Here is a 21,330-nt window from a genome sequence, read left to right on the forward strand (position 1 = left end):
GAATCCGTTCAAATGGCATTTCATTGTTGCGTCTTTAGTCGATAATCACCGGAGCGCAAGGCAAAAGATGGACAGGCTACGCATGCTGAGGACCTTTATTACGGTGGCGGAACACTCCGGTTTCGCCGAGGCCGGACGGCGACTGAACCTGTCACCGACCACCGTCTCCCGGGCGATTTCGGCACTTGAGGGCGAGTTGGGAGTACAGCTGTTACTACGCACGACACGTAGTGTTCGCCTTACCGATGAAGGCGCGGAATTTCTCGCTCGATGCAAGTCGGGCATTGCCGATATTGATCTGGCTTTCGACACCGTACGCATCGGGCAATCGACCCCGCGCGGTACGCTGACCATCACCGCACCGGTAATGTTTGGCCGCCAACATGTTTTACCGGTCGTTGTAGAACTTCTGCAGCTATACCCCAGTCTTCAGATCAAGCTGCTTCTGTTGGATCGAGTCGTGAATCTTGTGGATGAAGGCGTGGATATGGCGGTACGCATCGCCAACCTTCCTGACAGTTCCCTGCATATGTTGCGACTGGGCGAAGTGCGCAGGGTATTCAGCGCGAGCCCCGACTACATCGCAAGAAAAGGCAAGCCCAGCTCTATGGACGACCTCCACCACCACGACCTCATCTGGCTGGAAGATGAAAGCGGACCGAACAGCGGATGGGGGCTCGAGGCGCAGCGACGTTATGGTCACGGCGTAAGGATATCAGTCAACAATATGGATGCAGCAGTGTCCGCGGCGGTTGCAGGGCTGGGTGTGGTCAGAACGCTTTCATACCAGGTCGCCAGGGAAATCGCTTCCGGGAAATTAGAGCGCGTAGTGGTCGGGGACGTGGCACCGGCCCTGCCTATTTCGCTGCTGTTTCATAGTGGGCGAAAAAATCATCCGAATGTTCGCGCATTCATTGAAGTGGCAAAGCGGCAGTTGCGCGGCACGTCCCTGTAAGGGCTGTGGTCATCAAATAGTCGCAAGTTGCTTGCTTTGACATTGCGAAAGCAGCCGAACCGGCATCTTGTATGATGGGCGGCGTTGCCGCGCCAGACGGCAGAGTGCTTTGGATACCGCCCTGAATCATTATGGACACAACAGCAGTTATATTGACAGCCTTCATTGCCTGGCTGATTTTGCGGACACATTACCAGCGTAGCCGCATTGCCCTGCTTGGGCGCCATCTTTCGACACTGCAACTAGAGCGTCATATGGAAACGCTGACGCAAGGTTACATGCGCGCGATCCATGAAGACACCGAGGCTCGCCAGCTTCAGGTCCTGGAAACTTTCGCCCCGACGGAACAGGCCCTTGCTGCACAGGGAAGAGCCCTTGCCGACTCCATGCAAAAGGAGAGCGCGCAAGCGACAGCCATGGGCAGGCTGCCATTCACAGTGCCTTACATCGAGCGACTCGCTCCTTCGATGACGCGGGACTTTCGAAAGCTGTTGCAGATCCATGCAGCGGGCCTGCGCCGCGTCGTGGACAACGAGGCCGGCCTCGACCCGAAATCCCGGGCCTATCAGTTGTCCGCCGAGCTGTACCTGCTGCAGCACAGCTGCCACTGGTTTTGCAAGTCACGCGGGGTGGCAGATGCGCGACTGATGCTGCGTCATAAAGTGGATTACCAAAAGGTGCTTGAATCCGTGTCGGATGAAACTCGTGCGGCATATCAGCGGTGGCTGCAGGGCGAACAGGCAGCCGGCGCGACCGGCTAAAGGGCTTATCGCTGCGCGTTTTTAAGGGCCAGGTGCTTCGCCTGGCAAGCCGCCACAAACTGGGCATCGTAACTCGCAAAAAGCACCACCCTGTCTTGCGCCCACTTTCTGAACAGGTCTGCCAGTACCGTACATGCGCGTGAGTCCACCCCATTGGTGGGTCCGTCAGCCACGACCACCGACGGCGTCCCAAGCGCAGCTGCAGCCAGAAAGACTTTTCGTCGCGTGCCGGTGGACATCTGCTCGAAACGCTTCTCGAGGTGCGGTTCCAATTCGAGTTGCGCAGCCAGATCGAGAACCTCCTGGCCGACCGACGCGCTCCTCTGGGCCGCCACCTTTTCGAACATCTCACGCCCCGTCATATCAGGGTAAAGCATGCAGTCCTCGGGAATATAGGCAAGCCGCCCTTTCGCCGCTTCCGGCTGCTCTCGCATGGAATACCCGTCAATCCAGATATCGCCCTGACCAAGGGGCAAGCGTCCTGCCACAAGCGACAGGAAGGTGCTTTTCCCGGTGCTTTCTTCTTCGCTGAGCGCCACACAGCCGGGGCCGAACCTGAGGTTCAACCCCTGAAAAAGTGAATGATCGCCGAACTGTTTGCCAAGGTTTTCGATACGCAACATGCGCCAAGTTTACCTAAAGCAGATGGTTTACGGGAAAACCCTAGTGTGAATTCGTTGGTGTACGGAGTAAATTAGTTGGCATACAAACCAATTTCAGATTTATACTTCGTTCAAATTCCTTTTCGGAGATCAGCCATGCAGTTTTACCTCAACGGCTATCGCTTCGGTGACCCCGAAATCCACGACCCCGCCCCGGGGTTCGAGAACCCCTCTGACCAGCTTCCCGAAACCGTCGATGTCCTGATCGTTGGCTCGGGCCCGGCAGGCTTGATCCTGTCTGCCCAATTGTCCAGTTTTCCTGGTTTCACCACACGCATCATCGAACGACGCGAAGGCCCTCTGCAGCTTGGGCACGCTGATGGCGTCGCCAGCCGCACTGTCGAAATGCTGGATGCCTTCGGCCTGGCCACGCGCCTGGTTCGCGAAGCCTGCTGGATCACCGAAACAGTGTTCTGGCGCCCGGATGAAAATAACCGCACGCATATCAGGCGCACGGGCCGGGTTGACGACGCGGCCACCGAGCTTTCTGAAATGCCGCATGTCATCGTCAATCAGGCTCGTCTGCAGCAGTACCTGCTGCAATACATGGAAAACTCGCCTACCCGCCTCAAGCCGGATTACGGTCTGGAGGTCGTCAAGGTTGAAGTCGGCGATTCGGGCGAATACCCGGTAACGGTCACCATGCGTCCCACCGCAGGCGGTCCCGAACGCACCATACGTGCCAGGTATGTTGTAGGCACCGACGGCGCGCGCAGCGTGGTACGAACATCCATAGGCCGCGAACTGCACGGCGACATTGCCAACCACGCCTGGGGCGTCATGGATATCCTGGCGGTCACCGACTTCCCGGACATCCGCATCAAGGCTGCCATTCAGTCGGCAGACGAAGGCAACATCCTTCTGATTCCCCGCGAAGGCGGATATCTGGTCCGCCTGTACGTCGACCTTGGCGTGGTGGACCCTGCCCGACGCGATGAAATCCGCAACACCACTGCCGATCAGCTGATCGACATTGCGCAGAAGGTCCTTCATCCGTACACGCTCGAAGTCAAGAATGTCGTGTGGAGCTCGGTATATGAAGTCGGCCAGCGCGTTGCCGACAAGTTCGACGATGTACCTGCCGATCGAGTCGATACCCAGTTACCGCGCGTGTTCATTGCCGGCGATGCCTGCCATACCCACAGTGCGAAGGCCGGTCAGGGCATGAACGTCTCGATGCAAGATACCTTCAACCTGGGCTGGAAGCTCATTGCCGTACTGCAAGGGCGCGCCCACCCCTCGTTGCTTCACACGTATTCAGCCGAACGGCAGCCGGTTGCCAAAGAGCTGATCGATTTCGACAAGGAATGGTCGGCAATCATGGGCTCGCCACCGAAAGACCCCTTGCATCCGGAACGGGGCGGAGTCGATCCGGCCGAACTGCAGGAATACTTTGTCAGGTCGGGTCAATACACAGCAGGCCTGGCGACCCACTACCCTGCAGGCCCGTTATTCGGTACCGACGAACACCAGGCACTGGCCAAGGGCTACACGATCGGCATGCGGTTTCACTCGGCACCAGTTGTGCAGGTAGCCGATGCCAAGCCCGTTCATCTCGGACACGTGCATCGCGCTGACGGCGCATGGCGGCTTTACGCATTCGCCGATGCCGATGCCACGAAGCTGAACAGCCTCATGAACTGGCTCTCCGACTCTGACGAATCACCTGTCAGGCGTTACACTCCCGCCGGAGCCGATCCGGACAGCATCATCGACGTCCGTGCGATCTATCAACAGCCGCACCACGAAATCGCAATCGACAAGCTCCCGGCCATGCTGTTGCCACGCAAAGGGCGCTTCGGACTGATCGATTACGAGAAAGTCTTCAGTCCCGATCCCGGCAAGGACAATATTTTTGACCTGCGCGGTGTCGACCGTACACAAGGGGCTATGGTGCTAGTGCGACCCGACCAATATGTCGCGCATGTTTTGCCGCTGGATGCACACGACACGCTGGCGGCGTTCTTCGCGCGATTCATGCTCGAGCCCCGCGAGTGAGCAAGCTGGCAAAAATCCTGCCGCACACCGGATCGCTGATCCGGCGTGCGCAGCAGCGTCATGCGGCTGAATGGCTGCGTCTGGTACCGACCACGATTACCAGCGTCCAGTTCGCGGCGCTGGCGTTTCTGGCCGAGACGCCGGGTGCCAGTCAACGCGAGTTGGGCGACGCGCTTGAAATCGACCGTTCCACCGTAGCAGATCTGGCCGCCCGCCTAGAGCGCCACGGTCTGGTTGTGCGCGAGCAGGATCAAACTGACCGCCGTCGAAACGTCCTGCGTGTCACCCCTGAAGGCCTGCGCGAAATGAAACGCCTGCGCCCCCATGTTGACAAGGTCGAAGAAGCCCTGACCCGAACCTTGTCGCCATCCGAGGTCACCCAGTTACGCACCCTGCTTTTGCGACTTCTCGAAGACTGACATCGCTACGCGTGCCGGCTTGCCTGGCGGCGAAAATCGGCATGCAGGTATAATGCCAGCACGCATTCCATGGGTTCCCTAACCCCATCCAACAAAAAGGCACATGATGTCAATTCAATCCCACCCGCAATCGCGGGAATCGTTTTATCTTTCCCTCCTCGTCGCCTTCCATATAGTGGTCGTCATCGCCAGTAATTATCTGGTTCAGCTGCCCATCGACCTGTTTGGCTTTCACAGCACCTGGGGTGCATTCAGCTTTCCTTTCATTTTCCTTGCCACCGATCTGACAGTCCGGCTCATTGGCAAATCACAAGCCCGTCACGTCATTACCCGCGCCATGATCCCGGCATTGATAGCATCGTACGTCGTGTCGGTCCTGTTCCACGAAGGGCAATTCAACGGTTTCGGCTCTTTGGGTGAGTTCAACACCTTCGTGTTCCGCATCGCCTTTGCCAGTTTTGCCGCGTATGTGTTGGGTCAGTTACTGGATGTGCAGGTGTTTGACCGCATGCGACGCAGCTATGTGCAGTGGTGGGTGGCCCCTGCCGCCGCATCCGTGGCGGGCCAGGCATTCGACACGGCGGCATTCTTCAGCATCGCGTTCTGGCGCAGCAGCAATCCCTTCATGGCAGCCAACTGGATTGAAATAGCATTGGTGGACTACGTCATCAAGCTGTTGGTCAGCCTGCTGCTGTTTGTCCCCATGTATGGCATTGCGTTGAACGCCATCGTCAGAATGATGAAGCGCGGTACGGCCTTGCCCAGTGCCGCGTAATTCATGCCTTATTCGGCGCGCACGCGGCCGGTCGCCTGAAGTTCGTGCCGCACTTGTTCAAGAATGCGGCAGAATACTGTCGCCGGCAGGGAGGTTGTCGGCGATTCGGCCTCGCCAGTCTCGTGGACAAGCTTGCTCCCGACCGTTGACAGCAACACCTGGGCCAAACCGGCATTCTGTGCTACCCGGGCACGAATGGCGCGTTCGATCAGGGCGTGGTGCCGCGCCGAACCATACTCCAGGCGCTCGCCCTGCCAGTATGCTCCGCTGCGATCAGCCTCAGCTCCCAGATTCTTGGCATCCCAACCGTGAAGCACAAATGCGCGATCACGACGCGGGTCGCTTTCGGGAAACTTTATGCCCTGGATGAAACCTTCGATGGAAGCAAACAGGATACCGTCAAGGGTAAAGGGGGAAAGCAGGAAATTGGAAAGCGCAACGCCCCGCCAATCCTGGGAAGTGATCGAAATATTCAGTGTTTTATCCATCGCCTGCGCATATCAGATTAAGGGTAAGCAAATACAGGCCGAGACTGATCACTAAAGCCTGTGCCGTTGTGTATAATAGCGGACTTGGCTTCTTGGCCCCCAGCACGAAAGAAATATGTGCGAACCTTGGGTGCAGTAACAGAAGCCAGACAACAGATAAGAACACCAGCTGAAACAGGCGCGCTTGTAAAGCAACCTGCAATACAGCAGCCGGTGTCCTTGGGCGCAATGGCAGAGTGGTTATGCAGCGGATTGCAAATCCGTGTACCCCGGTTCGATTCCGAGTTGCGCCTCCATCATCCTTGCATTTTCTTGCAAACGTTCCCGTAAAATCCTTCAGTCGCTTCGGTGCATTTCGCGGCTATGAAGCCCCGTCCACGCTGATCGCTCTGCACGAATCACAATTAGCTGATTGGTACTTGCTGACCGGGGTCGGATTGAAGTCGCGCATCTTTAATAGTAAAAAGTTCGCCAGTCAACATTATGGTTTTACAAGGACGGGAACCATGAAAAGGTACACGGTGGATTTGTCGCAGTACCCCGAGCTGGTCGTCATTTACCTGGGCATGCGAGTAAACATGTTTCGCGGCGTGAAGACTCTACTTGGCTTTGGACCCAAGATTGCGGCGGTCGGCAAGGAAAAGCCCGACGGGCTGTTGGCGCACGAAAACATCGTGTATTCGATTTTCCCCCTGCATATTGGCATGCGCCAATACTGGCGAGACTTCGAAAGCCTCGAGAAGTGGGCTCGGTCAGAGCCGCATCGCAAGTGGTGGAGGGACTTTCTCAAGGACTCGAAGGGAACCGGCTTCTGGCACGAGACCTATCTTAAGAGTGGAGGCATGGAGGCGGTGTATGTCGATGTACCTGACCGCTTTGGCTTACGCGCTTTCGCGCCTGAGGTCGAAGCCCGTGGCTCGATGTTTTCTGCACGCCAACGCTCAGGGCGTACCAGCGAACCCGGACCGGCGCCTGTCGTGGCTGAAGATGAGTTCTACCAGTAACCACGGATCATCATGGTGAAGCGCCAGCATATTGTCCAGAAGAATCTGCCTCGGGTCATAGCCGCCAGCCTGTTGCTGTCTCTTGCCGGCCCGGCGTGGGCTGCCTCTTTAAGCGCCCAGGTAAGTCAGGCAAAAAGCGACCAGGGCGTGGTCCGTTGCGGCCTGTTCAAGGAAGCTGCCACCTGGAGAATTGAGGAACAGGCATTGCGTACCGTTGAAGCGTCGCTGCACGGCGGTCAGGCCACATGCGATTTCGGCGAGGTTCCGCCTGGCGATTACGCTATCGCCGCCTTCCATGCTGAACAGGGCGAAACAAAAGTCAGCTATGGTTTCCTGGGCAAGCCAAAACAAGGTGTGGGCTTTTCAAACAACCCATCGATTACCTTTGGTCCTCCGGACTTCGACGAAGCCTTGTTCAAGATACAGGCCCAGCCCGTCTCGCTTTCAATTCAACTCAAGTACTGAAAAAGCTACGGGACGTATTGGCAAACCAGTGCCTATACGTCCCGCAATGAAAAGCCGTTAAATCTTGATATCAGGGAGAGCGTCCCGTAATCAGGCGGATAAGGACCATCACAATGGCCACCACTATCAAGATATGAATGAAACCGCCCACGGTGTACGAGGTGACCAGTCCCAGAAGCCAGAGAATCAGTAGAATCACTGCAATCGTATAAAGCATGGCATTTTCCTTTCTTTGCGTTGTTGAAAACCCGGACAGGAGCTTTGGCTTGCCTGCGCCATCGGTAATTTTTACCCTGTAAGCGCTGCTTTCCGGGTGAATAGACCCGGCCCCGCCCATCTTTCAGCCACTGTCTTCTGCCAGACTTCAATTCAGGCATCAGAGCAGTGTTGCTTCTTGCTTTGCTGCTGCTTCCTCCTTGTTGCCTAAGAAAATCGCCTGATTCTTTGCAAGTTCCGTGCCTACGTTAACGCATTTTCTTCATTGCACATAGCCCTTCAGACGGCACGCTACTTGCTTTGGCCTGGTAGACCTTCTTCGGTCTGTCAAACAGGAGAATGCTATGACTATGAAGAAAAAGCTCGCCATCGTAGTGTGCAGTGTGCCTTTCGCGCTGGCGCCCATTGCCTATGCACAAACTGGCGGTACAGTAGAAGGCACCACCTCGCCTCAATCCGGAAACCAGACGGATATGGGTGCAGACGGCGCATCGAATTCCGGCGGCACTGCTGGTAGTGCTTCTTCCGGCAGCAACGCCTCGAGCAATGCCTCGTCGAACGGGGGCACCACCAATACCAACGACACAACATCCAGGCAGTCCTCCTCAAGTTCTGCTCCAGAATCTGGTTCATCGGCAAGTGGCAGCAGCGCGTCGTCGGCCGGATCGACCGGTGGCGATTCCACGACCTCCGGTGCCCCTGCCGGCGATGCCGCAAGTAATGCGGGTGCCGGAAACGCTTCGGGTTCCACAACCCCAAGCGGCTCAGATACCACCCCATCCACAAGCAGTTCGTCAGGCAATTCGGCCACCACGGGTTCAAGCGCCGGCGCCACGCCCGATCCGGCGAGTGGTGAAAGCTTTGACGCCAAACTCAAAGGAAAATCGGTCTATAACGAGAACGACGAGAAAGTGGGTGACGTCAAGGATCTTGTGATGTCTTCCGACGGTAAGGTGACTCACGTTGTTCTGGGCGTCGGCGGCTTTATCGGCGTTGGCGAACACCCCGTCGCCATCCCCTTTGACGAAATCAATACTACCGGCGACAAGCTGACCCTGCGTGGCTATACCAAAGAGAAGCTGAAGGAAATGCCGGCCTACGAATATCCGAAGGATGACCGCTCGGCCGCTCCCGCACCCGCCACTTCGGGTGCCTCACCAATGGGTCCGCGCTAACGGTATCTGAACATGAAAAAGGGCGGGCCCGGCGGCCTGCCCCATTTCCTGCCCGGAACTACATGGGCGATTCGACCCGCACTTTGTTTAATACTACGCACCAAGTTTTACTACGGCAGTAAGTATGGAGCCAATAATGAACGATTCCACCAAGAAACCAGATGACGGCACTCCCTTCCCGACCAAGGAAGATCATCCTGACTCTCCAAGCGTGAATGCCCCTGCGCAACCTTCGACGAAGAGATCTGAGGAAGAACGCCTGGATGAGGGGCTTGAAGAGACATTTCCGGCGAGTGATCCGATCTCGATCAACACAGAAAAAGACAAAAAGAAAGCAGGCTGAATCAGCCTGCTTCGATTAGCCCGATAGGGCTTCCGGGATGCAATGCGGCGGATTAATCTTTTTCGTCGCGCTTGCTTTTGGACTGCTGATTTGACTCGCGGCTGCCTTCGTTCTTGGAGCGATCAGCGTCGGGCGCGACCCAGTTCAGGGGTTCGATCACAAAAGGGGGTTTTTTCTGTGTCGGCTTTTTCGACATGTGTAGAACTCTCCTTGCAAGCAGCGGCCGGACGCGACATGCGTCGGCAACACAGATAAGTATACCATCTTATGTCAAGTTTATCCAGTATTCGCTACGATCGTCGCTCAATTTGACGCTATCATGGCGTAATCATTTTCAACATAGAGCGCAACAGATGGATCACAGCGTTAAAGCTGCCCTGGCTCGCTGGCCAGACGTCCCTGCCGTTTTTGGCTGGCTTTCATTATCGGAACAAGGCAAGTGGCGCTTCCACCCTGATGGCAATGGCTGGGACATCGAAGCGGCGTGCGCCCCGTCAACTCCTGAACCCGGCGAACCGATCCACAACGAACAGATTCTTGAGTTCATAAACCGGAACTATTCAGGCGACCCGCAGGGCCGATGGTTTTTTCAGAATGGCCCACAACGGGTATACGTGCGGCTGGACGCTGCCCCTTTCATTCTGCATCTGGACACCCCCTCCCTCACCCTTTATACACACAACGGACTGGCCGTTGGGCAGATCCGTGAATGGTGGATTGATGAACACGGTCGCCTGTTCGCCCAAACCGAGCATGGCCCGGGTATGATCGCCGGACGGGATGCTGCGGTTGTATTCGAGGCCTTGCATGGTGAAGACGGTACGCCATTGATCGAAAAAATTGAAGACGCAGCGTTTGATGCGTCGAACGTGAACATTTCAACCCTGCTGGCAGGTGGTGACTTTGCCGGGATGAAAGTGCGGCTTGTTCGCCCAGGCACTGACAAAACCGACGATTCAAGCGCCGCCGCCGTGTACTACTGCACAGCTCAAAACCTTGAGGCCTGCCTGGGTTTTACCCGTATCCCGGCACCGTGAACAGCCAGCCCAAATAAATATAGAATAGGGCCATGACGACCCCCGCCCCTTCTTTCTATTTTCCTGCGCCGCGCACTCAAAAATTCTGCAGTCAATGCAGCGCTGCGATCACTTTGCGCGTGCCACCCGACGACAATCGCTTGCGGGCTGTCTGTGAAAATTGTGGGGCCATCCATTACCAGAACCCACGCAATGTCGTGGGTGTATTGGCGGTCTGGGATGACAAGGTGCTGTTGTGCCGACGCGCTATCGAGCCACGTTACGGCAAATGGACGCTGCCGGCCGGCTTCATGGAGCTTGGCGAAACAACAGCGCAGGGAGCCATGCGCGAAACACAGGAAGAAGCAGGAGCCCAGATCGAGCTTGGCCCCTTGTACACGGTCATTGACGTACCCCATGCCGAGCAGGTCCATTTCTTTTACCTTGCCCGGGCCTTGTCTGACGAGCTGTTTCCGGGCCCCGAAAGTCTCGAGGCCCGTTATTTTCCGCTGGATGAAATCCCGTGGTCATCGCTGGCCTTTCGGACGGTGATCACGACACTCGAGCATTACGTGGCCGATGTCGAAAAAGGCGATTTCCCAATGCATCACTACGATATTCCCCTGCCGGTACCCGACTAAGCCTTCCCAACGTGAACCCACTGGTCTGGATCGACGAACACACCCCTTTGCCGCATCCCAGCAGGGCGCTACCAGAAGGCCTGCTGGCCGTGGGCGGCGAGCTGACCATCCAACGCCTGACCGAAGCCTACACGCACGGTATTTTTCCGTGGTTCAACGAAGGCGACCCGGTGCTGTGGTGGAGCCCGGACCCGCGCATGGTGCTGGCCTGCTCCGACTTTCGCGTTTCGAAATCCTTGCGTAAGCGACTGCGTCAGCTCGCGCGGGATGATGCGAACCCCTGGGCCTCCTGGCAGATACGCATCAATACGGCCTTTGCACAGGTCATACAGGCTTGCGCCGAACCGCGAGGAGGTGTTGCCGGCACATGGATATCGCCACAGATCCGGGCGGCTTACCAGGCATGGCATCAGGCCGGCTATGTTCACAGCATAGAGACGTGGAAAGACGGCGAGCTGGTGGGTGGTCTTTACGGCGTATGTCTGGGCCACATGTTTTTCGGCGAGTCGATGTTTACACGTGTGCCCGATGCTTCGAAGATGGCCTTGGCTTATCTGGTAACACTGCTTCAAAGGCATGGCATAGATCACATCGACTGCCAGCAACAAACAGCACATCTGGCGCGTCTGGGTGCACGGCCCATCGATCGCGAACTATTTCTGGAGATGCTGGTTGCCGCCCAGAAGCACCCGACACCTCATTGGACGGCGGGCAGACTCTTATCCGACGGGCAGCTTGCAGCCCTGCCACGCAAGACGCCATAATGAGGCAAGCCACTGCCTGTTGAGCGACGTCATGAGTTACCCCAACGAGCCCACGCTCAAGACCCTCCAGTTCTACTCGACCGCATCGTACCCCTGCAGCTATATCGACGGGCGAGAAGCCCGTTCGCAGGTCGCAGCACCCACACACCTTATTGATGCATCCACGTATTCCCAATTGGTATTGCAAGGGTTTCGCCGCAGCGGTTACTTTACCTACCGGCCCCACTGCGATACCTGTCGGGCATGTCTGCCCATTCGCGTAGCCGTGAACGACTTTCAACCCAATCGGACCCAACGAAAGATCTGGCGCAGGCATCAGGGGCTTCGTGCAAGCAATGCGCCGCTTGAGTTTCAACCCGAGCATTTTGAACTTTATCGTCGTTATGTTTCGACCCGCCACGCGGGCGCCGGCATGGATGACGACGATCAGTCGCAATACACGCAGTTTCTGCTGACAAGCCGGGTAGACACCACACTTGTCGAGTTTCGTGACCAAGACGGTACGCTGTGCATGGTCTCCATAATCGATATTCTCGATACGGGGCTGTCCGCCGTCTATACCTTCTTTGACCCGCAGGCGCCAGGCAGTCTGGGCACCTATGGTGTGCTCTGGCAGATCGATCGCTGCCGCGCCATGGGCCTGCCATGGCTGTACCTGGGGTACTGGATCGAAGAAAGCCGTAAAATGGCGTACAAAATACATTATCAGCCTTGCGAAATACTGCGCGGCAGTCACTGGACCCCTCTTTAAACCGATGTCCCTGCTTTTCAATTCCTATCCGCTGGCGCGCACGGCGCTGTTTTCCCTGGACGCCGAAACCGCTCATGAACTGACCCTCTCTTCCCTTCAGAAAGCCTACGATTGCCGACTAACTCGCCAGCTCTTGTCCAGCCGGCCCAGCCTGCCCGTGCAACTGATGGGCATGTCGCTGCGCAACCCCGTCGGGCTGGCGGCCGGACTCGACAAGAACGGTGCGCATATCGACGCGCTGGGCCAGTTGGGTTTCGGCTTCATTGAAGTGGGTACCGTTACGCCCCGCGCGCAGGCCGGCAATCCAAAGCCGCGCATGTATCGTTTGCCCGAGGCCAATGCCTTGATCAATCGCCTGGGTTTCAACAACGATGGCCTTGAGCGGTTCATTGCCAACGTCAAACGCAGTACCTGGCGCAAGGAAGGCGGGATCCTGGGACTGAACATCGGCAAGAATGCCGATACACCCATCGAAAAGGCAGTCGACGATTATCTGATTGGCCTCGAGGGTGTTTATCCTCACGCCGACTATGTGACAGTGAACATATCATCGCCCAACACGCAGAATTTGCGCAGTCTGCAAGGCGGAGACGAGCTTGATGCACTATTGGGCGCGCTTCGAGAAAAACGTGAGGCTTTATCAGACACGCATCAGCGACGTGTGCCGCTGGTGGTCAAGATCGCGCCCGATCTTTCCCCCGAGCAGATCGACCGTGTCGCGGAAATACTGCCGCGTCACGACATCGATGGCGTCATAGCAACCAATACCACCATTACTCGCGACGCTGTGCAGGGACACCCTCATGCAGGGCAAGCCGGAGGGCTTTCGGGCCCGCCGGTCCACGCCCTTTCGCTGATCGTTATCGAAAGGCTCAGGCAGCGTCTGGGCAACACCTTGGCCATCATTGGGGTGGGCGGCATTCACGAAGGCCGTCATGCGCAGGAAAAAATCGCGGCCGGTGCCAATGCCGTGCAGCTGTACACGGGCCTGATTTATCGCGGCCCGGCGCTGGTCAAAGAGTGTGTACGGGCATTGAGCACTGCCCGGTAGGCATCGCGTTTGTCCCTATCCGCGAGCCGAGTCAAAAACGAACAAAGCCCCGGCAAGCCGTGTAAGCTTGTCGGGGCTTTGCATGCCGATCAGTCTGATCAAGGCTGACGGCAGGCCGGCCGGGACCGGCCGATGGGTGTAACTTTTTACGCTGCGCGGCGCGAACGCGATGCCGGCTTGGCCGCAGCTTCGGCTGCCGAAGTGGCTGCCTGGAAAGTCGCGTTGGCAGCGGCAGTCAGGTTTGATTCCGCAGTTTGAGTGGCTTGCTTTGCAGCTTTGCTCAGCGACTCGTAGGCGTTGTTCACAGAAGCTACAGTGGATTTCATCAGGGCAACGGCACTTTCAGAACCCGTGGGGGCAGTTTTGGCGAACTGTTCGATCGCGTCGCTGACTTGCGCCTGCGTCTGCTCAATCTGGGTTTCGGTCAGGCGACTCAGATCCCCGTGCAAGGACGAAAAAATATCGTAGACATGCTTGCTGTAAGCCAGGGTCTTTTCAGCACTGGGTTGAACCAGCGAACTGGTAAAGGCAGCGGCTTCCTGAGCGTCCTTGACTTCGATAGCCACTTGCGACTTCTGAGCGGCTTCGTCCAGAGTAGCCTTCATGACCTTCAGATTAAGATCAACGAGCTTTTCAAAACCGTTGAAAAACGCGCCTTGGACTGCGAGCAGATTGTCCAGCGTCGCTTTCTGCGTTGCGAAAACGTTTTGTGGGATAGCGCTCATGGTGAGTTCCTCGAATTGGGGCGCTTGGTGGAATGCCAAGCAGTTAGCAACCTTTTTGTTGCATTGCACAAATATCATTTTACGGTTTTCTCACGGCGCGTCAAGCATTTTTTGCTGCGCCGCAACAAATAACACTGAAACCGTGGCCTGACGGCAACCGCCCTGAATGTTCAGGCAACGATGCCTTTGCGTTCGTACCCCAGGGCTTCGGAAATTTTTCCGGCCGTATCCTGCAGCAGACCAATCCATTCGTCGCGCAGCCGGTCCGCCGGCGCCGAGATGGACAATCCCGCTTGCAGTTTTCCGGTGTCGTCGTACACTCCTGCGGCGATGCAACGGACGCCCAGTTCGAGCTCTTCATTGTCGCGCGCGTAACCGTGACGCCTGATCAGGGCAAGATCCCGTTCGAGCTGGTCGGCCTTGGTCAGACTGTTGCGAGTTGTGCCGGCGAGCCCCGTGCGCATGATATAGGCCTTGACCTGACGTGGATCGCTGACCGACAAAAACAGTTTTCCTGTAGAGGTGAGATGCAAAGGTGCGCGCCCACCAATCGCGCGAACCACCTGCATGCCGGATCGCTCGCTCCATGCCCGTTCCACATAGACGATCTCATCGCCCTGCTGCACCGAAAGGTTGATGGTCTGCCCCGTAATCGCATGCAGCTCGCGCATATACTCCAGCGCTACTTCGCGTACGTTAAGCCGGCCCTTTACCAGGGAGCCCAATTCGAGCAATCGCATACCCAGTTGGTACATTCCGCTATCGACGCGCTCGACGTAACGCCCGACAACCAGATCATTGAGGATACGGTGGGCCGTTGAGGCATGAAGACCGGTGGCAGCAGCCAGGTTCTTGAGTGCGACCGGCTCGGTCTGCTTGGCCAGGACGTCGAGCAGCAGCATGGCACGCTCGAGAACCTGGATCGTTATCTGTGAGCCGTCGGATGATGCCGGCTCGATCGCCGTGGAGGCAACAGTAGACTGATTCATAAGGAGAGAATTATGTCGCAATGCAACAATCCCATATTATGAAAAAAGCCCCGGCATCTGGCAAGTGTTTTTTCTTGACTGAATGTCAGAGGCGCTTATCCGGCGGACTGAGCTTGCCTCCAGCCCGTTCCACTTCGGCCCGCAAGTAGGCCAGTGCTTCGGCAGCCGCAGACGGTTCTCCCTTGACGCCCAGGTCGATGTGCGGGTGCCCCTTGTCTCCCATGCTGGGCAGACTGAAGGCCTTCACACCCGGCCACTTTCGTTCAAGTTCTTCCAGGGCAGGCGTGATCCGCGACTCGGGCAGATTGAACGCCAGAAAGGAATGCTCCACCCGCGTCGTACGGTGATGCAAATGACGATAGCGAGTATCAAGCGTCCATTCCATCATTGGCCACGCAATAACCGGAAAGCCCGGCATGAATGTGTGGTCGTGAATGAAGTAGCCTGGAATCTTGTTGTAGGGGTTGGGGACAATTTCGGCCCCTTCCGGGAACTCCCCCATCTGTAGGCGCTGCCGATTTTCGGGCGTCGACATGTCGGCGCTTCCGCTACCACGCTGGGCCATGTCGGCGCAGCGTTCTGCGATCAGGCGCTCGGCCTCGGGGTGAAGTACCAGAGGAACACCCAGGGCCTGCGCGGTTGCCTGACGGGTCTGGTCATCGGGCGTGGCACCAATTCCACCGCAGCAGAACACCACATCCGAACGCGCGAAGCTGCGTTCCAGGGTAGCGGCGATGGTATCGCGATCGTCTGAGATAAATTCGGCACCGGCCAGATGCATTCCCCGCTGCGACAGCAGTTCGATCAGTTTGGGCATGTGTTTGTCCTGACGTCTGCCCGACAGGATTTCATCACCAATGATGATCAGCCGGACCAGCCGATCGGGTGTCGAGAGATTGGATGTCATGGTTACACCTGATAATCAGTTTGACCAGCCGCCTGCATCGCTGTCTGTTGGCGCAGCTGGCGCAAGGCCTCCAGACTGAAATGCGCAAACACCAGTGCCGAAAAGACGGGCAGCACCAACCAGGCCGGCGGGAAAAGGTTAACCAATGCCAGCACAAGTCCAATCAGCCAATACTGGCGATTGTGCCGGCGCCATATGCGTTTGCGTTCTTGCGCGGTAGCGTGTTCGATGATGGCATCTACCCGCATCATGCGTGTAAAGGCAAAAGCCCACCAAAAAATGGGCAAGACAATCGGCAACGGAGGAATCAGCCACAAAGGCATTGTTATCAGCCAGCCCAGCGTAAACAGTACGCCCACCCATATGGCGTTCCAGGTGCTGTAGGTAGTGGCAAACTGCCCCCTTCGCACGACGCCCAGATACTCACGCCTTTCGAGATGGCGCAGAACAATGGGCATGACGAATATCGCGGCGATGACCAGGCCCAAAATGCCGGACAACGGCAACAGGATGGCGGCCGCCAGCAAGGGAACCAGATACAGCTTGAGCGAAAACATGCCCACGGCCAGCAACCATTGGTCGACCTCGTTGAGATAGTGCCAATCGAGTGCGTAGGTATCCAGCCAATGCGTAAGAGGCGTCCAGAAGGCCCAAAGCAACACCACAGCTCCGAGCAAGGCGATGAAAAACGGCAGCAGAAGCGTCATCAGCATTTTGGGGTGAAGCTGCGTGACAAGCGCCCGCTTGAACGCCACCCCTACCGCTGCCAGTCCGGTCGCCGGCCCTACCGCAATGTCATAATCCCTCATGGGCAATGCTCTTCAAATGAATACCCAGCTATCATAAACTCAAACACTCATCGGTTTGCCTTATGCCTACGTACGACCCGCAAGAAAACCTTGCCGCTTTAAGAAATCGCCTCAAAGCCAACAACGACCTGCTGGTCGTGTGTTATTGCGCGCAATGGTGTGATACTTGCGGTCAGTATCGTCATGACTTCTCGGCACTGGCCGAACGCCATCCACAACATGTGTTCATTTGGGTTGATATCGAAGAGCAGCCCGAGCTGCTTGGGGATGAGGACGTCGAAAACTTCCCGACCCTGCTCCTGCAAAAAGGAGAAAGCAATCTTTTCTTTGGGACCCAGCTTCCGTACATCGGCCACCTGGAAAAACTGCTGGATCGGCTGGACGACCTGGCAGGGGTCGGGTCAACGGTGGGCCCACCGCCGTTACGCCCCCTATTGGAAAAGGCCTGACGACCAGCCTATATCAAACTGCTGGGCTCCCGCAGCGCCCCTGGGCTAGCGCCCACCGCCAAGCAACACACCCACCGACTTCTTGGCGGGGGCCGCCGACGCATTGCGGTGCGAGTCATCCGCTGGCCTGTTCGAGCTTGTCGAAGGCACATACGGACGGTAGAAGAATTCATCAACAGGTTTTCGGGGGCTGCTTGCCGACGACACCGAACGAGCACGATCACCAACCCGGCTACGCGTGCGCGCCGGCAGGTTCAACTGACCACGCGGAATCTTGGTCTTGATGAGTTTTTCGATATCGAGCAAGTAACGCTCTTCGTCGGGCGAATAGAAGGCGATGGCCTCGCCTTTTGCGCCCGCACGGCCGGTGCGACCGATGCGGTGCACGTAATCTTCGGCATTGAAAGGCAGGTCGTAATTGATGACACAAGGTACGCCTGCAACGTCGAGCCCTCGAGCGGCAACGTCGGTAGCAACCAATACCTCAAGCTCACCGGCCTTGAATGCCTCTAGCGCCTTCATGCGATCGAGCTGGCTTTTGTCGCCATGGATCGACTCGGCCCTGACGCCGTCCTTCTCAAGCTGGCGAGCCAACCTGCTGGTGCCGATCTTGGTATTCGAAAAGACAATTACCTGGTTGAAGCCACGTGACTTGACCAGATGCACGACAGCAGCACGCTTGTCATCTCCCGAAAGCGGGTAGGCAATCTGGCTGACGGTGTCCGCCGTTGCATTGCGCGCAGCGACTTCGATTTCAACAGGGTTGTTGAGGCTGGCCCGGGCCAGCTTGCGTATATCGCTGCTGAAGGTGGCCGAGAACAGCAAGGTTTGCCGCTTTATGGGCAGAAGGCGAACAATGCGTTCGAGATCAGGCAAGAACCCCATATCCAGCATGCGATCGGCTTCGTCGAGCACCAAGATGCCAACCTGACCCAGATTGACATTACGTTGCTCGACGTGATCCAGCAAACGGCCTGGCGTGGCAATAAGCACTTCGCAACCACGACGCAGGGCATCGCGCTGAGGCCCGATATCTACCCCGCCAAACACAACCGCCGACCGCAATGGCGAGCCCTGGCAATACTTGGCGACGTTATCCGCTACCTGATCTGCCAGCTCGCGCGTCGGCGTGAGGATCAGGGCTCGTACGGGATGCCGGGCCGGAGATGCACTGGTATTGGCAAATGCCATCAGGCGATGCAGTATCGGAAGGGTAAACGCCGCGGTCTTGCCAGTACCGGTCTGGGCGGCGCCCATGACATCGCGCCCATCCATGACAACAGGAATGGCCTGGCTCTGAATGGGTGTAGGAGTGGTGTATCCGGTGGCTGCAATGGCTTGCAATATGTTCGGGTGCAAGCCGAAATCGGAAAATGCAGGTGTATCTGGAGTGATGGATTCTGTCATTGAAATGATGAATGCCGGCTCGTGCAAATGCTCGTCCGGCTTTGATAACCTTTGCATTTTAGCGTACGGTCGGCCTTCGCGTACCGCCAGACGCATATTGAGGTCATAAGTGTCGTGAATTGTCAACGCTCCATGACGCGCGTCAGTGGTGCGGCAGGCACAAATTAGCATTCGGCGCTTGGTACAATGATGCCTCTTTTCATGGAGAGCATTATGTCGATGTCCGATCGTGACGGCCTGATCTGGTATGACGGAAAACTGGTGCCCTGGCGCGACGCCACCACCCACGTCCTGACCCATTCCCTGCATTATGGTCTGGCGGTCTTTGAAGGCGAACGCGCCTACAACACCGAAATTGGCACTGCCGTGTTCCGACTTCGCGAACACACCGACAGGCTGTTCAATTCGGCGCATATCTACCAGATGAACGTACCGTTCGATCGTGAAACCATTATGGAAGCCACGCTCGAAGTCGTGCGACGCAACGAGCTCGAATCCTGCTATATCCGGCCCCTGCTTTTTTACGGTTCCGAAAAAATGGGCGTGTCGCCCAAGGGAGCGACCGTTCATGTGGCCATCGCTGCCTGGCCCTGGGGAGCCTACCTGGGCGAAGAGGCCCTGGCTCAGGGGATTCGGGTAAAGATTTCGTCATATGCCCGCCAGCACGTCAACGTCACCATGCCCCGTGCAAAAGTGGCCAGTACCTATGCCAACTCCATTCTGGCCAATACCGAAGCCATCGAACACGGCTACGATGAAGCCATCCTGCTGGACACCGACGGCTTCGTTGCCGAAGGCTCCGGCGAAAACATCTTTATCGTCAAGAACGGCGTTCTATACGAACCCGAGATCGCCTCGGCACTTACCGGCATCACCCGCGATTCGGTGCATGCTATCGCGGCAGACCTGGGGCTGACGATCCACACCCGCCGCCTTACCCGCGACGACCTGTACATTGCCGACGAAGCTTTCTTTACGGGCACTGCCGCCGAAGTCACCCCTATCCGCGAAATCGATAACCGTCGTATCGGACAGGGCAACCGCGGCCCCGTCACCGAAAAGCTGCAAAAGGCCTTTTTCGATGTGGTTCACGGCCGCAATCCCAAATACATGCACTGGCTGACAAAAGTCTGACCGTTGAGCCACGGCGGCGAGCAACTCCATAACCTCGCCGTCACCATACCGTCATCGCACCAAACACTCAGGAAACGTCATGAGCGAAGAAACGCAGACCGCCCCCCGCCTGCAACCCATTCTCGTCACGCGTGACGAGCTGCCTGTCTACTGCCCTGGACCCAAGGCTCCACTCTGGTCCATGCACCCGCGCGTTTTCATCGAACTCGAAAAATCGGGTACAGCCGCCTGCCCCTACTGCAGCGCAACCTATCAACTCCAGGACATTTCTTGATACCGGGCTGTTTACGCTAAGCTAGTGGCCGCACAAATTGACTCTTCTCCCTGCCCCCAGCCATTCTGGCTACCCGGAGGGCATTTACAGACAATTCACGGAGCGCTTGCGGCGCGCTATCACCGCATTGCCTTCGTTCGCGACCGCGTCGACACGCCCGACGGCGACTTCATCGATTTTGACTGGGTAGGCCCGCACCTCTTTGCCAACAAGACCGCCGACAACGTCAGCGTCGAGGCAGATCCTCGCCTGGCCGCCACTGCCGCGCGTCGCTGGATGCAGGATAGCGACTGGGGCTCGCTGCCTTCCACGGGGGAAACCTCGGCTTTGGTCCTGTTTCATGGCCTCGAAGGCAGCAGCTCAAGTCATTACGCCCAGGCAATAGCCCAGTATTTTCGCGCTCGTGGGTGGGTCGTGGTGGTGGCACACCTGCGTGGCTGTTCAGGCTTTGCGAACCGGATGGCCCGTGCCTATTATTCGGGCGATAGCGACGACTTGAAGTTCATGCTCGAAACCGTTCTGGCACGCCTGCCGAATGCAAGGTGGCATGCTGCAGGTGTGTCGTTGGGCGGCAATGCCATGCTCAAGTGTTTCGGCGAGCATCCTGAACTATCTCAAAAACTGGAAGCAGCAGCGGCCATATCGGTTCCCCTTGACCTGGTGGCCTGCGGCACCGCACTGTCCGACACCTTTTTGGGGCGCAGACTTTACGGACGTTATTTCTTGCGCACCATGAAACGCAAGGTCCTGGACAAGATGAAGCGCTTCCCCGGAAGCATCGATATCCTGCGCTTTACGCAGGCGCGCACACTGCGCGAATTCGACGACATCTATACGGCTCCGATGCATGGCTACAAGAACGCGCTGGATTACTGGACACGCGCATCCAGCAAGCCGTGGCTGAAGGAACTTGTGATTCCGACCCTGGTCCTGAACGCCCGCAACGATCCCTTCGTGCCAGCACCCTCGTTGCCCGACTCTCAGGACTGTTCAGACAGCGTGCTGCTGCATCAACCAGCAGAAGGCGGTCATATGGGATTCGTCACCGGCAGCTTTCCGGGGCATCTGAACTGGTTGCCACAGCGCATTGCGCGTTACTTCGAAACCCGGCAATAAAAGTGCCGGCCTTGTCGTGGCTGCTACAAATGGCAG

At 57.2% G+C, this 21,330-nt stretch carries 27 protein-coding genes and 1 tRNA gene; 19 read left to right on the forward strand and 9 right to left on the reverse strand.

All coding sequences use genetic code 11. The annotated features are described in order from the left end of the window. Positions 1-82: 82 nt before the first annotated feature. Together Q1J88_RS02085 and Q1J88_RS02090 are read left to right on the forward strand one after the other, a co-directional pair. Positions 83-955 carry a LysR family transcriptional regulator gene (locus Q1J88_RS02085; RefSeq protein WP_301115744.1) on the forward strand — a complete coding sequence of 291 codons (873 nt, stop codon included), beginning with the start codon at positions 83-85 and terminating at the stop codon, positions 953-955. Between the two features lie 152 nt (positions 956-1,107). Next, positions 1,108-1,716 (forward strand): hypothetical protein, encoded by a 609-nt coding sequence (locus Q1J88_RS02090; RefSeq protein ID WP_301115745.1) that lies wholly within the window; start codon positions 1,108-1,110, stop codon positions 1,714-1,716. A gap of 5 nt (positions 1,717-1,721) precedes the next feature. Here Q1J88_RS02090 and Q1J88_RS02095 read toward each other — a convergent pair whose 3' ends face one another. After that, positions 1,722-2,339 (reverse strand): ATP-binding cassette domain-containing protein, encoded by a 618-nt coding sequence (locus Q1J88_RS02095; protein ID WP_301115746.1) that lies wholly within the window; start codon positions 2,337-2,339, stop codon positions 1,722-1,724. Between the two features lie 135 nt (positions 2,340-2,474). On the opposite strand from Q1J88_RS02095, the gene Q1J88_RS02100 reads away from it, so the two are divergent. From Q1J88_RS02100 to Q1J88_RS02110, 3 genes are all read left to right on the forward strand, one after another. After that, complete coding sequence (locus Q1J88_RS02100; RefSeq protein WP_301115747.1) at positions 2,475-4,376, forward strand: FAD-binding monooxygenase; 1,902 nt, start codon at positions 2,475-2,477, stop codon at positions 4,374-4,376. Next, positions 4,373-4,795, forward strand: a complete 423-nt coding sequence (locus Q1J88_RS02105) for a MarR family transcriptional regulator (RefSeq protein ID WP_301115748.1) — start codon at positions 4,373-4,375, stop codon at positions 4,793-4,795. Before Q1J88_RS02100 ends, Q1J88_RS02105 begins: the two co-directional genes overlap by 4 nt. A 106-nt stretch (positions 4,796-4,901) precedes the next feature. Then, complete coding sequence (locus tag Q1J88_RS02110) at positions 4,902-5,570, forward strand: 7-cyano-7-deazaguanine/7-aminomethyl-7-deazaguanine transporter (RefSeq protein ID WP_301115808.1); 669 nt, start codon at positions 4,902-4,904, stop codon at positions 5,568-5,570. 8 nt (positions 5,571-5,578) lie between these two features. Here Q1J88_RS02110 and Q1J88_RS02115 read toward each other — a convergent pair whose 3' ends face one another. Further along, positions 5,579-6,058, reverse strand: a complete 480-nt coding sequence (locus Q1J88_RS02115; RefSeq protein WP_301115749.1) for a hypothetical protein — start codon at positions 6,056-6,058, stop codon at positions 5,579-5,581. Between the two features lie 222 nt (positions 6,059-6,280). On the opposite strand from Q1J88_RS02115, the gene Q1J88_RS02120 reads away from it, so the two are divergent. The 3 genes from Q1J88_RS02120 to Q1J88_RS02130 all read left to right on the forward strand — a co-directional run bounded on the left by Q1J88_RS02120 (position 6,281) and on the right by Q1J88_RS02130 (position 7,527). Then, positions 6,281-6,354, forward strand: a tRNA-Cys gene (locus Q1J88_RS02120). A gap of 210 nt (positions 6,355-6,564) precedes the next feature. Further along, positions 6,565-7,062, forward strand: a complete 498-nt coding sequence (locus tag Q1J88_RS02125) for a DUF4188 domain-containing protein (RefSeq protein ID WP_301115750.1) — start codon at positions 6,565-6,567, stop codon at positions 7,060-7,062. A 12-nt stretch (positions 7,063-7,074) separates the two neighbouring features. Then, a complete protein-coding gene (locus tag Q1J88_RS02130; protein ID WP_301115751.1) occupies positions 7,075-7,527 on the forward strand; it encodes a DUF2141 domain-containing protein in 453 nt (150 codons plus the stop codon). Positions 7,528-7,597: 70 nt separating this feature from the next. Here the strand turns inward: Q1J88_RS02130 and Q1J88_RS02135 are convergent, their stop codons facing one another. Continuing rightward, on the reverse strand, positions 7,598-7,744 hold the full coding sequence (locus Q1J88_RS02135; RefSeq protein ID WP_301115752.1) for a lmo0937 family membrane protein: 147 nt from the start codon (positions 7,742-7,744) through the stop codon (positions 7,598-7,600). A gap of 343 nt (positions 7,745-8,087) precedes the next feature. Between Q1J88_RS02135 and Q1J88_RS02140 the strand changes: the two genes are divergently transcribed. Together Q1J88_RS02140 and Q1J88_RS02145 are read left to right on the forward strand one after the other, a co-directional pair. Then, a complete protein-coding gene (locus tag Q1J88_RS02140; RefSeq protein ID WP_301115753.1) occupies positions 8,088-8,918 on the forward strand; it encodes a PRC-barrel domain-containing protein in 831 nt (276 codons plus the stop codon). 136 nt (positions 8,919-9,054) lie between these two features. Further along, positions 9,055-9,261, forward strand: a complete 207-nt coding sequence (locus tag Q1J88_RS02145) for a hypothetical protein (RefSeq protein WP_301115754.1) — start codon at positions 9,055-9,057, stop codon at positions 9,259-9,261. Positions 9,262-9,313: 52 nt separating this feature from the next. Here the strand turns inward: Q1J88_RS02145 and Q1J88_RS02150 are convergent, their stop codons facing one another. Further along, the gene (locus Q1J88_RS02150) at positions 9,314-9,457 is read right to left on the reverse strand and encodes a hypothetical protein (protein WP_301115755.1); all 144 of its coding nucleotides are present in this window, start codon (positions 9,455-9,457) and stop codon (positions 9,314-9,316) included. Between the two features lie 157 nt (positions 9,458-9,614). Here Q1J88_RS02150 and Q1J88_RS02155 point away from each other — a divergent pair, with 157 nt between their 5' ends. Genes Q1J88_RS02155 through Q1J88_RS02175 form a run of 5 tightly spaced genes read left to right on the forward strand, consistent with a single transcriptional unit; the run spans position 9,615 to position 13,484 of the window. Further along, entirely contained in the window at positions 9,615-10,298 is a 684-nt protein-coding gene (locus tag Q1J88_RS02155; protein ID WP_301115756.1) for a DUF2946 family protein, read from the forward strand. Positions 10,299-10,330: 32 nt separating this feature from the next. After that, on the forward strand, positions 10,331-10,918 hold the full coding sequence (locus Q1J88_RS02160) for an NUDIX hydrolase (RefSeq protein ID WP_301115757.1): 588 nt from the start codon (positions 10,331-10,333) through the stop codon (positions 10,916-10,918). An 11-nt stretch (positions 10,919-10,929) separates the two neighbouring features. Further along, positions 10,930-11,682 (forward strand): leucyl/phenylalanyl-tRNA--protein transferase, encoded by a 753-nt coding sequence (gene aat, locus Q1J88_RS02165; RefSeq protein ID WP_301115758.1) that lies wholly within the window; start codon positions 10,930-10,932, stop codon positions 11,680-11,682. A gap of 31 nt (positions 11,683-11,713) precedes the next feature. Next, on the forward strand, positions 11,714-12,433 hold the full coding sequence (locus tag Q1J88_RS02170; RefSeq protein WP_301115759.1) for an arginyltransferase: 720 nt from the start codon (positions 11,714-11,716) through the stop codon (positions 12,431-12,433). 4 nt (positions 12,434-12,437) lie between these two features. Next, on the forward strand, positions 12,438-13,484 hold the full coding sequence (locus Q1J88_RS02175; RefSeq protein ID WP_301115760.1) for a quinone-dependent dihydroorotate dehydrogenase: 1,047 nt from the start codon (positions 12,438-12,440) through the stop codon (positions 13,482-13,484). Positions 13,485-13,630: 146 nt separating this feature from the next. On the opposite strand, the gene phaP is transcribed toward Q1J88_RS02175, so the two are convergent. The 4 genes from phaP to Q1J88_RS02195 all read right to left on the reverse strand — a co-directional run bounded on the left by phaP (position 13,631) and on the right by Q1J88_RS02195 (position 16,914). Beyond that, the gene (gene phaP / locus Q1J88_RS02180) at positions 13,631-14,209 is read right to left on the reverse strand and encodes a TIGR01841 family phasin (protein WP_301115761.1); all 579 of its coding nucleotides are present in this window, start codon (positions 14,207-14,209) and stop codon (positions 13,631-13,633) included. A gap of 170 nt (positions 14,210-14,379) precedes the next feature. Then, the gene (locus Q1J88_RS02185; RefSeq protein WP_301115762.1) at positions 14,380-15,198 is read right to left on the reverse strand and encodes an IclR family transcriptional regulator; all 819 of its coding nucleotides are present in this window, start codon (positions 15,196-15,198) and stop codon (positions 14,380-14,382) included. A gap of 85 nt (positions 15,199-15,283) precedes the next feature. Beyond that, entirely contained in the window at positions 15,284-16,105 is an 822-nt protein-coding gene (locus Q1J88_RS02190) for a molybdopterin-binding protein (RefSeq protein ID WP_301115763.1), read from the reverse strand. Between the two features lie 2 nt (positions 16,106-16,107). Continuing rightward, positions 16,108-16,914 carry an EI24 domain-containing protein gene (locus Q1J88_RS02195; protein WP_301115764.1) on the reverse strand — a complete coding sequence of 269 codons (807 nt, stop codon included), beginning with the start codon at positions 16,912-16,914 and terminating at the stop codon, positions 16,108-16,110. 62 nt (positions 16,915-16,976) lie between these two features. Between Q1J88_RS02195 and Q1J88_RS02200 the strand changes: the two genes are divergently transcribed. Next, entirely contained in the window at positions 16,977-17,363 is a 387-nt protein-coding gene (locus tag Q1J88_RS02200; RefSeq protein ID WP_301115765.1) for a thioredoxin family protein, read from the forward strand. A 45-nt stretch (positions 17,364-17,408) separates the two neighbouring features. Here the strand turns inward: Q1J88_RS02200 and Q1J88_RS02205 are convergent, their stop codons facing one another. Then, complete coding sequence (locus Q1J88_RS02205) at positions 17,409-18,770, reverse strand: DEAD/DEAH box helicase (protein ID WP_301115809.1); 1,362 nt, start codon at positions 18,768-18,770, stop codon at positions 17,409-17,411. 213 nt (positions 18,771-18,983) lie between these two features. Between Q1J88_RS02205 and Q1J88_RS02210 the strand changes: the two genes are divergently transcribed. From Q1J88_RS02210 to Q1J88_RS02220, 3 genes are all read left to right on the forward strand, one after another. Continuing rightward, positions 18,984-19,904: a branched-chain amino acid transaminase gene (locus tag Q1J88_RS02210; protein WP_301115766.1), complete on the forward strand. Its 921-nt coding sequence runs from the start codon at positions 18,984-18,986 to the stop codon at positions 19,902-19,904. A 79-nt stretch (positions 19,905-19,983) separates the two neighbouring features. After that, positions 19,984-20,178, forward strand: a complete 195-nt coding sequence (locus Q1J88_RS02215; protein WP_301115767.1) for a zinc-finger domain-containing protein — start codon at positions 19,984-19,986, stop codon at positions 20,176-20,178. 24 nt (positions 20,179-20,202) lie between these two features. Further along, entirely contained in the window at positions 20,203-21,294 is a 1,092-nt protein-coding gene (locus Q1J88_RS02220; protein WP_301115768.1) for an alpha/beta fold hydrolase, read from the forward strand. The last annotated feature ends 36 nt before the right edge of the window (positions 21,295-21,330 follow it).

The organism is Pusillimonas sp., from assembly GCF_029263785.1.
Classification (GTDB): Bacteria; Pseudomonadota; Gammaproteobacteria; order Burkholderiales; family Burkholderiaceae_B; genus Pusillimonas.

What these genes read in the sequence shown, in the direction of transcription:
- Q1J88_RS02085 (WP_301115744.1), top strand. Translation starts at nt 83, where the DNA reads ATGCTGAGGACCTTTATTACGGTGGCGGAACACTCCGGTTTCGCCGAG.
- Q1J88_RS02095 (WP_301115746.1), bottom strand. Translation starts at nt 2,339, where the DNA reads ATGTTGCGTATCGAAAACCTTGGCAAACAGTTCGGCGATCATTCACTT.
- Q1J88_RS02100 (WP_301115747.1), top strand. Translation starts at nt 2,475, where the DNA reads ATGCAGTTTTACCTCAACGGCTATCGCTTCGGTGACCCCGAAATCCAC.
- Q1J88_RS02110 (WP_301115808.1), top strand. Translation starts at nt 4,902, where the DNA reads ATGTCAATTCAATCCCACCCGCAATCGCGGGAATCGTTTTATCTTTCC.
- Q1J88_RS02115 (WP_301115749.1), bottom strand. Translation starts at nt 6,058, where the DNA reads ATGGATAAAACACTGAATATTTCGATCACTTCCCAGGATTGGCGGGGC.
- Q1J88_RS02125 (WP_301115750.1), top strand. Translation starts at nt 6,565, where the DNA reads ATGAAAAGGTACACGGTGGATTTGTCGCAGTACCCCGAGCTGGTCGTC.
- Q1J88_RS02130 (WP_301115751.1), top strand. Translation starts at nt 7,075, where the DNA reads ATGGTGAAGCGCCAGCATATTGTCCAGAAGAATCTGCCTCGGGTCATA.
- Q1J88_RS02135 (WP_301115752.1), bottom strand. Translation starts at nt 7,744, where the DNA reads ATGCTTTATACGATTGCAGTGATTCTACTGATTCTCTGGCTTCTGGGA.
- Q1J88_RS02140 (WP_301115753.1), top strand. Translation starts at nt 8,088, where the DNA reads ATGACTATGAAGAAAAAGCTCGCCATCGTAGTGTGCAGTGTGCCTTTC.
- Q1J88_RS02145 (WP_301115754.1), top strand. Translation starts at nt 9,055, where the DNA reads ATGAACGATTCCACCAAGAAACCAGATGACGGCACTCCCTTCCCGACC.
- Q1J88_RS02150 (WP_301115755.1), bottom strand. Translation starts at nt 9,457, where the DNA reads ATGTCGAAAAAGCCGACACAGAAAAAACCCCCTTTTGTGATCGAACCC.
- Q1J88_RS02155 (WP_301115756.1), top strand. Translation starts at nt 9,615, where the DNA reads ATGGATCACAGCGTTAAAGCTGCCCTGGCTCGCTGGCCAGACGTCCCT.
- Q1J88_RS02160 (WP_301115757.1), top strand. Translation starts at nt 10,331, where the DNA reads ATGACGACCCCCGCCCCTTCTTTCTATTTTCCTGCGCCGCGCACTCAA.
- Q1J88_RS02170 (WP_301115759.1), top strand. Translation starts at nt 11,714, where the DNA reads ATGAGTTACCCCAACGAGCCCACGCTCAAGACCCTCCAGTTCTACTCG.
- Q1J88_RS02175 (WP_301115760.1), top strand. Translation starts at nt 12,438, where the DNA reads ATGTCCCTGCTTTTCAATTCCTATCCGCTGGCGCGCACGGCGCTGTTT.
- phaP (WP_301115761.1), bottom strand. Translation starts at nt 14,209, where the DNA reads ATGAGCGCTATCCCACAAAACGTTTTCGCAACGCAGAAAGCGACGCTG.
- Q1J88_RS02185 (WP_301115762.1), bottom strand. Translation starts at nt 15,198, where the DNA reads ATGAATCAGTCTACTGTTGCCTCCACGGCGATCGAGCCGGCATCATCC.
- Q1J88_RS02190 (WP_301115763.1), bottom strand. Translation starts at nt 16,105, where the DNA reads ATGACATCCAATCTCTCGACACCCGATCGGCTGGTCCGGCTGATCATC.
- Q1J88_RS02195 (WP_301115764.1), bottom strand. Translation starts at nt 16,914, where the DNA reads ATGAGGGATTATGACATTGCGGTAGGGCCGGCGACCGGACTGGCAGCG.
- Q1J88_RS02200 (WP_301115765.1), top strand. Translation starts at nt 16,977, where the DNA reads ATGCCTACGTACGACCCGCAAGAAAACCTTGCCGCTTTAAGAAATCGC.
- Q1J88_RS02205 (WP_301115809.1), bottom strand. Translation starts at nt 18,770, where the DNA reads ATGACAGAATCCATCACTCCAGATACACCTGCATTTTCCGATTTCGGC.
- Q1J88_RS02210 (WP_301115766.1), top strand. Translation starts at nt 18,984, where the DNA reads ATGTCGATGTCCGATCGTGACGGCCTGATCTGGTATGACGGAAAACTG.
- Q1J88_RS02215 (WP_301115767.1), top strand. Translation starts at nt 19,984, where the DNA reads ATGAGCGAAGAAACGCAGACCGCCCCCCGCCTGCAACCCATTCTCGTC.